This is a genomic window from Streptomyces sp. NPDC093149, assembly GCF_044754145.1.
In the GTDB taxonomy this organism is placed as follows: Bacteria; Actinomycetota; Actinomycetes; order Streptomycetales; family Streptomycetaceae; genus Streptomyces.
In genome coordinates this window covers 1,942-8,241 of sequence record NZ_JBIVON010000038.1, presented here as the reverse complement: position 1 = coordinate 8,241, position 6,300 = coordinate 1,942, and the positions used below count along the sequence as shown (strand labels likewise).

Here is a 6,300-nt window from a genome sequence, read left to right as displayed (position 1 = left end):
CCGCCGTCCGCGAAAACCGGCAGACCCGAAAATCAAAGCTAGCGTTGAGATTCGCGACATCAACTCCCCAACCTGGTAGTCCGATCCGGACACCCAGGGGAAGCCACACGACCACCAGCATTGGTGATACCGCGCCGGAAGAGATCCGTGCGAATCTCAGCCAGGTATTTTGCCGACGAGAATGGCGTCGCAGTCCGCCCTCATAATTCGGAGCAGGCAAATCACATGCGCGAGGAAACTGATTACGACCTGGTGGTGGAGACGTCGTCCGGCTCGATTCGGGGCTTCCTGGACCGAGGCGTCCCGAACTGGCGCGGCGTGCCGTACGGTCAGGTCGGGCGTCGGTTCCGGCCACCGGCGCCTGTCGTCCCCGTCGAGCGGATCGACGCGCGCCACTGGGGCCCGGTCTCCTGGCAGCTGCCGATCATCCCCGGCCAGACGCCCTCGACAGTGCCCCCCGACGCGACCGAGAGCGAAAACTGTCTCAACCTCAACATCTGGTCGCCCGACCCGAACCCGGACACGCGCCGGCCGGTGCTGATGTGGCTGCACTTCGGCAGCCGGGCCTACGGCAGCGGCAGCACGTCGACCAACGACGTCTGGCACTTCGCCGCCCGGCATGACGCGGTCGTGGTCACCGCGAACTACCGGATCGGGGTCTGGGGCTGGCTCTATCTGGGCGCGCTGGACCCGGACTTCAAGGACAGCGCCAACCTTTCCATGCTCGACCAGATCCAGGCGCTGCGCTGGGTCAAGGAGAATGTGGCCGCCTTCGGCGGCGACCCGGACAACATCACGTTGTTCGGCCTGTCCTCCGGCTCGTCGGACGTGGCGGCGCTGCTGGGTGCTCCGGCGGCCAAGGGGCTGTTCCACAAGGCGGCGCTCTACAGCGGCGCCCAGCCGCCGATGGCCGAGGAGCGAGCCGCCCGGTTCGCCGAGGACTTCCTCGAGTCCGCCGGACCGCTGGCGGCGACGCCGGCGGATCTCGCGCAGCTGCCCAACGTGGGGCTGCGCACCATCCATCGGCGGATGCTGAAGCAGGCCACGTCCAAGTCTCACGGCCCGGCCATGATCCGGTACGGACCGTTCGTCGACGGCAACGTCCTGCCCCGCAACCCGCTCGACTCGCTGGAGACGGGGCTCATGGCCGACGTTCCGCTGCTCGTCTCGAACGTCACCGAGGAGAGCGGGGCGTGGGACGCCTGGAACGCCATCGACACGGCCTACCTGCGCGCGTTCCCCGAGCACGACCAGTCGCTGCCCCACAAGGAGAAGATCGACGCCCTGTCCGAGCTGATCTGGGTGGGGCCGGCCAAAAAGCTGCTCGCCGCCCAGCACAAGGGCGGCGCCCCGGTGTGGTACCAACAGTTCGACTACGCGCCCTCCACCAACTGGCGGACCGTGCTCGCCTATCCCGAGCTGGCGAACCGGCCGGTCCACGGCGCCGACGTGGCCTGCCTGTTCCTCGACCCGGAAGGCACCGTCGGCTCCGACGAGGACCGTGCGGTCGGTGCGCAGGACCAGGCGGCGCTGCTCGCCCTGGCCAGGGATGGGCGGGTGCCGTGGACGCCGTGGACGCCGGAATCACCGGCCCCGCACCGGATCGGCGTACCGGCGGACTGATCCCGTCGACCGCCGATCAGAGGTTCTCGTAACAGCCGTCGATCCGGCCACGCGCGAGAACCCCGTCCGCGGCGTCGAATACGGCGCGTGGCTTGGCCGATTCGGGGTCCGCGCCGCCCGCCACGGCGGTGATCGGCCTCGCGAGCGCGAAGAGCTGGAACACGTATCGGTGCGGGCCGTGCCCCTTGATCGGGTCCGCCCCCAGGTAGCCGCGGCCATTGCCGGACCGCAGCACCCGCACACCCGCGGTGGCGCTGTTCTGGTCGAGCGCACCCCGCGCGACTTCGGTCAACGCAGCGTCGAGAAGGAAGACTCCGTGGACGAACGGCTTCGGCAGGGGCACATCCGGGTCCTCGACGACCAAGAGCAGTTGCGCAGTGCCGGCGGGTGTCCCGGTCCAGCTCAGTGCCGGTGAGGTGTTCTGGCCGCCGGACCGCTTCCCGGCGTGCGCCACCGGCATCGTCGCCTCGTGCTCGAAGTCGGGACTGGTCACCCGCACGGTCTCGGGCCCCGCCAAGTTCGGCGTGTTCCAGGCCAGGCCCGTCTCTCCCGCCCGCCGGTTCTTCAGCAACTTTCCGAGCAGTGCCATGAACTCTCCTTGTCTGAACACTCCGGGCCCTCGGACTGGCGCGCCAGGGCCACAGGCTACCGGCGCCGGCCGGCGTCTCGTGGCACCCGTGGTGTCCGGCGGGCAGTTCATCGGCGGTCCGGTGGCCGTCGGCCGTTTCCGCCGGGCGGCACACGTGCCGCACGATTCCACCATGTCCCGTAACGGGATCGGCATCACCAGTTCCGGCGGTCTTCGCCACTGGGGCCCGGTCGGACACCCGTACAGCACCAGGACGCCACCGACCGACCGGGTGGTGACTCCGCGGAATCAAGCGCACCGCGTCTCTCCGCGCGCGGGGCTTTTCACCGGAGGGGCAAGGTGAACCGGGCCGTCGAGCGCGCGGACTCGATGCTCACCCGCTGTCCGGAGCTGGCGATGCGGCCGGCGGGACTCTCCTGCTGGACGGCCCCTGGTGCTGCGGCAGGACCACAGTTCTCACCCGCTGCGTCGGTCGGGCCGCCGAGTCCGGTTTGTGCACCCTCGTCGCGGCCTGTTCACCTGCCGAGCGCGACGTCCCGTTCGGCGTGCTGACGCAGCTCGTCCAGGGCGTGAAAGCAGGCCCGGAGTCGGCGTCCGTTCTGGGCGAATGGACCTGGCGCAGCAAGTCCTCTCGCGCACAAACGCCGGTGAGGCCGCGAACGATCTTCTCTCCCGGCGACTCGAGCTCGCCGAGCACCGGCCCCTGGTGATCTCGGTCGTCGACATCCGCCACGCCGACCTCCCGTCCGCGCGCCGTCTGTCGCACCTGGTGCGACGACTGCTGGCCACGCGGATGATCGTGGTCCTCACGGACGACCAAATCGTGCGGACCTCCCCGCTGCCGCTGCGGGCCGAGGTACTGCGGAGTCCCGGCCTGCTCCGGATCATCGTGGCGCCACTGGATCCGGAGACGGTCGGACAGCTGGTCGTCGCGCGGCTCGGTGCCGGTGTGGACCACGAGAAAAGCCGGTGGTTCCGCGAGGCCACCGGAGGCAATCCAGTGCTGCTGCGGGCTTTACTGGCTGACTGCGAGACGGCCGGCGAAGCCCTCGCATAGGGGTACAGTCAGGCCTTCCTCGGTTGCCTCCACCGCGCCGGGCCGACGCCGCCATCGTGCCCGCCCTCGCACATCTCGCCGAGACCGACGCCGAGTCGACCAGGCAGGCGCTCGACGCGATGACGTCGGCGGGGCTGATGCGCGGCGGAACGTTCCGGCACAGCGCGGCGCGGCTGGCCGTGCTCGACGATCTTCCGGCGCCGATGCGTGAGGGCCTGCACCGTCGTGCCGCCCGGCTGTCGCACGACGCCGGTTTGCCTGCGGCGGTGGTCGCCCGGCACCTGGTTCGGGCCGGGCGCATGCCGGAGCCCTGGGTGGACGAAGTGCTGCTGACCGGCGCCTTCGCCAAGGACGAGCCGAGTCGGCCCGTCGAACTGCCGAACCACACCCTCAAATACCGGACCGGAGCCGGAGACCGGGCGGAGATCCAGAATCGAGGATCGACCCGGTCGCCGCCTCTGTCCACCTCGGACCGCTGCTCGCCACGGCGAGATCAGGCAATCTCGACGTGCCCGAGAGAGCCATGCTGGTACGTCAGCTGCTGTGGCGCGGGAGAACGGACGACGCCGGGGAACTACTCTCGAGCCTGCGCGGGATCTCGGACTCCCCCGTGCTGCGCGACCTCGAACTCTGGCTGGCGGCCACGTTTCCCGCGCTGTCCCGGAAAACGGTCGCCGGCGGGACCGGCGTGCCGGTGGAGACGCGGTCCGCGGCCGTGCTCACGGAACTGCTCGGGCGCGGATGCGGCGCGGACGTCATCGCGAAAGCGGAGAAGGGTTTGCGTGAGCCGCTCTCCGGCCGATGCACCTCGGCACTGGGCTCGAGCGGGTTTTGCCCGCCCTGCTGACCTTGATCTACACCGACCGGTTCGGCACCGCATCGTTCTGGTGCGACCAATTGCTTACAAGGACGGAGTCCCGAGGGTTGCCCGTCGTCCAGGCCACGGTGCTCGCAGCCAAAGCAGAGATGCTCACCAGGAAGGGCGAGTTCGACGAGGCCGCGACCACCGCGCGGACGACGCTCACGCTCCCGGCCCGGGCTCGTGGGGAGCGTTCGTGGGCCTTCCGCTCGGGGGTCTGGTCCTCGCGCTGACCAGGATGGGCCGGTACGAGGAAGCGTCCCGGTACGTCGGCCGGACAGTTCCGCCGACGATGTCCGAAACCCTTGCCGGGCTGCACCATTCTGTACGGTCACGGCCACTTCCTGCTCGCGACGGACCGCGTGCAGGCGGCGCTCGCCGACTTCCTGCGGTGCGGTGAACTGCTCACCGGCTGGGCGCTGGCCGGTGCCGCCCCGGTTCCGTGGCGGACCGCCGTGGCCGAGGCATGGCTCCGCCTGGGCGATCAGGACCAGGCCCGCCAGCTCGTCCTCGATCAAGTTGCCCGAGCCGGTGCCGACGGTGACTGGGCGCGCGCCCAGTCGCTGAGGTTGCTCGCACAGATGTGCTCTACGAAGCGAGGCATAACAACCCGCGCAGATAGGCGTTGGGGCTTCCCCTGCTGTACGGCACGTGTAGACCTTGGCGATCATGGAGTTGCGACGCTCTGTGAACACCGGGGAGATCTGTGCCTGTCCTGCCGTCGTGGCTGGCTGAACCACTGTGGGACCAATTCTCGGCGTTGTTGCCCGAGCGGCCGGTCTACCACCCAGACCATCCACTGCGTTGCCACCGCCCGCGCATCAATGACCGGATCGTGTTCGACAAGCGCCTGCAGGTGCTACGGTTCGGCTGCTCCTACGAGGCGATCGCCGACACGACGTGCTCGGCGAGTACTATCCGCGACCGCCGCGACGAGTGGATCCGCCTGGGCATCTTCAGCCGGTTCAAGCAGATCGCCCTCGATGCCTACGACCGCATCGTGGGCCTGGTGCTGGATCAGATCGCTGTCGATGGCTCCATCACCAAGGCCCCTGGCGGCGGTGAGGTCGCTGGGCGTTCCCCGGTCGACCGCAGCAAGCAGGGCCTGAAACGCTCCGGCATGACCGATGGCTACGGAATCCCGCTCGGCCGCGTGCTGGCCGGTGCGAACTGCCACGACTCACCGCTACTGGCGCCTACTTTGGACCGTCTCAGCGATCTCGGGCCGCTGTCCGAGGACATCACGGTGCACTTGGATGCCGGCTACGACTCGAACAGGACCCGCGTCCTGCTCGACGAATGCGGCCTGCACGGCTGGATCGCGCACAAGGGTGAGAAGGCCCCGATCCAGGCAAGCGAACGGTGGCATGTCGAGCGGACCCACGCCTGGCAGAACGCCTTCTCCCGTCTCGCCCGCTGCTTTGAGCGCCGCGCCGTCGTGATCGACGCGTTCTTCGGCCTCGCGGAGACGATCATCACCGTCCGCAGCCTCATCCGACGAGCCTGGACCACCCACCGCTGGCAGACACGTCCCCGCCGTCGCCCCTGAACTCCAGCCACTGAAGACCCCCCACGTCCTCGGGGGACCGCCTCTCAATTGGCTCGTAGTGCGAGACGTTTGTGCGGGGCCTGGTCAACGACGGGCCAACACCGCGACCTCCCAGCCGAAGCCCACCACCAACCGACCGTCCGGTACCACGGCCACCGCGCAGACCGGCAGCGGGAACACCAACTCCGGCCCGACCTGGTCGCCGGTGGTCAGGTCCCAGACCCGCACGGTGCCGTCGTCGCCGCCGGTGATCGCCAGGGGGCGGCCGTTGGCCACTGCCGTCGCCACCGCGTTCACCTCGCCGGTGTGGCCGGTGCGGGGTTGGCCGATCTGTTCGCGCGTGGTCAGGTCCCAGACCCGCATAGTGCCGTCGTCGCCGCCGGTGATCGCCAGGGGGCGGCCGTCGACCACTGCCGTCGCCACCGCGTTCACCTCGCCGGTGTGGCCGGTCAGGGGCTCGCCGACCTGCTGACCCGTAGGCAGGTCCCAGACCCGCACCGTGCCATCCCAGCTGCCGGTGACCGCGACGGGGCGGCCGTCGACCACTGCCGTCGCCACCGCGTTCACCTCGCCGGTGTGGCCGGTCAGGGGCTCGCCGACCTGCTGACCCGTAGGCAGGTCCC

Annotated in this window: 6 protein-coding genes and 1 pseudogene; 5 read left to right on the top strand and 2 right to left on the bottom strand. The window is 69.6% G+C overall.

All coding sequences use genetic code 11. The features are described 5' to 3' along the window. Positions 1-225: 225 nt before the first annotated feature. The gene (locus tag ACIQCZ_RS40540; RefSeq protein ID WP_402290996.1) at positions 226-1,623 is read left to right on the top strand and encodes a carboxylesterase family protein; all 1,398 of its coding nucleotides are present in this window, start codon (positions 226-228) and stop codon (positions 1,621-1,623) included. 16 nt (positions 1,624-1,639) lie between these two features. Here the strand turns inward: ACIQCZ_RS40540 and ACIQCZ_RS40535 are convergent, their stop codons facing one another. After that, on the bottom strand, positions 1,640-2,212 hold the full coding sequence (locus ACIQCZ_RS40535) for a YbhB/YbcL family Raf kinase inhibitor-like protein (protein ID WP_402290994.1): 573 nt from the start codon (positions 2,210-2,212) through the stop codon (positions 1,640-1,642). A 607-nt stretch (positions 2,213-2,819) separates the two neighbouring features. Here ACIQCZ_RS40535 and ACIQCZ_RS40530 point away from each other — a divergent pair. The 4 genes from ACIQCZ_RS40530 to ACIQCZ_RS40515 all read left to right on the top strand — a co-directional run bounded on the left by ACIQCZ_RS40530 (position 2,820) and on the right by ACIQCZ_RS40515 (position 5,677). Then, the gene (locus ACIQCZ_RS40530; RefSeq protein WP_402290992.1) at positions 2,820-3,269 is read left to right on the top strand and encodes a hypothetical protein; all 450 of its coding nucleotides are present in this window, start codon (positions 2,820-2,822) and stop codon (positions 3,267-3,269) included. 610 nt (positions 3,270-3,879) lie between these two features. Continuing rightward, positions 3,880-4,116, top strand: coding sequence for a hypothetical protein (locus ACIQCZ_RS40525; RefSeq protein ID WP_402290989.1), 237 nt, complete (start codon positions 3,880-3,882; stop codon positions 4,114-4,116). 2 nt (positions 4,117-4,118) lie between these two features. Next, complete coding sequence (locus ACIQCZ_RS40520) at positions 4,119-4,361, top strand: hypothetical protein (RefSeq protein ID WP_402290987.1); 243 nt, start codon at positions 4,119-4,121, stop codon at positions 4,359-4,361. 473 nt (positions 4,362-4,834) lie between these two features. Further along, a complete protein-coding gene (locus ACIQCZ_RS40515; RefSeq protein WP_402290985.1) occupies positions 4,835-5,677 on the top strand; it encodes an IS5 family transposase in 843 nt (280 codons plus the stop codon). 84 nt (positions 5,678-5,761) lie between these two features. Here ACIQCZ_RS40515 and ACIQCZ_RS40510 read toward each other — a convergent pair. Continuing rightward, positions 5,762-6,300: pseudogene (locus ACIQCZ_RS40510) on the bottom strand (hypothetical protein); the annotation flags it as partial.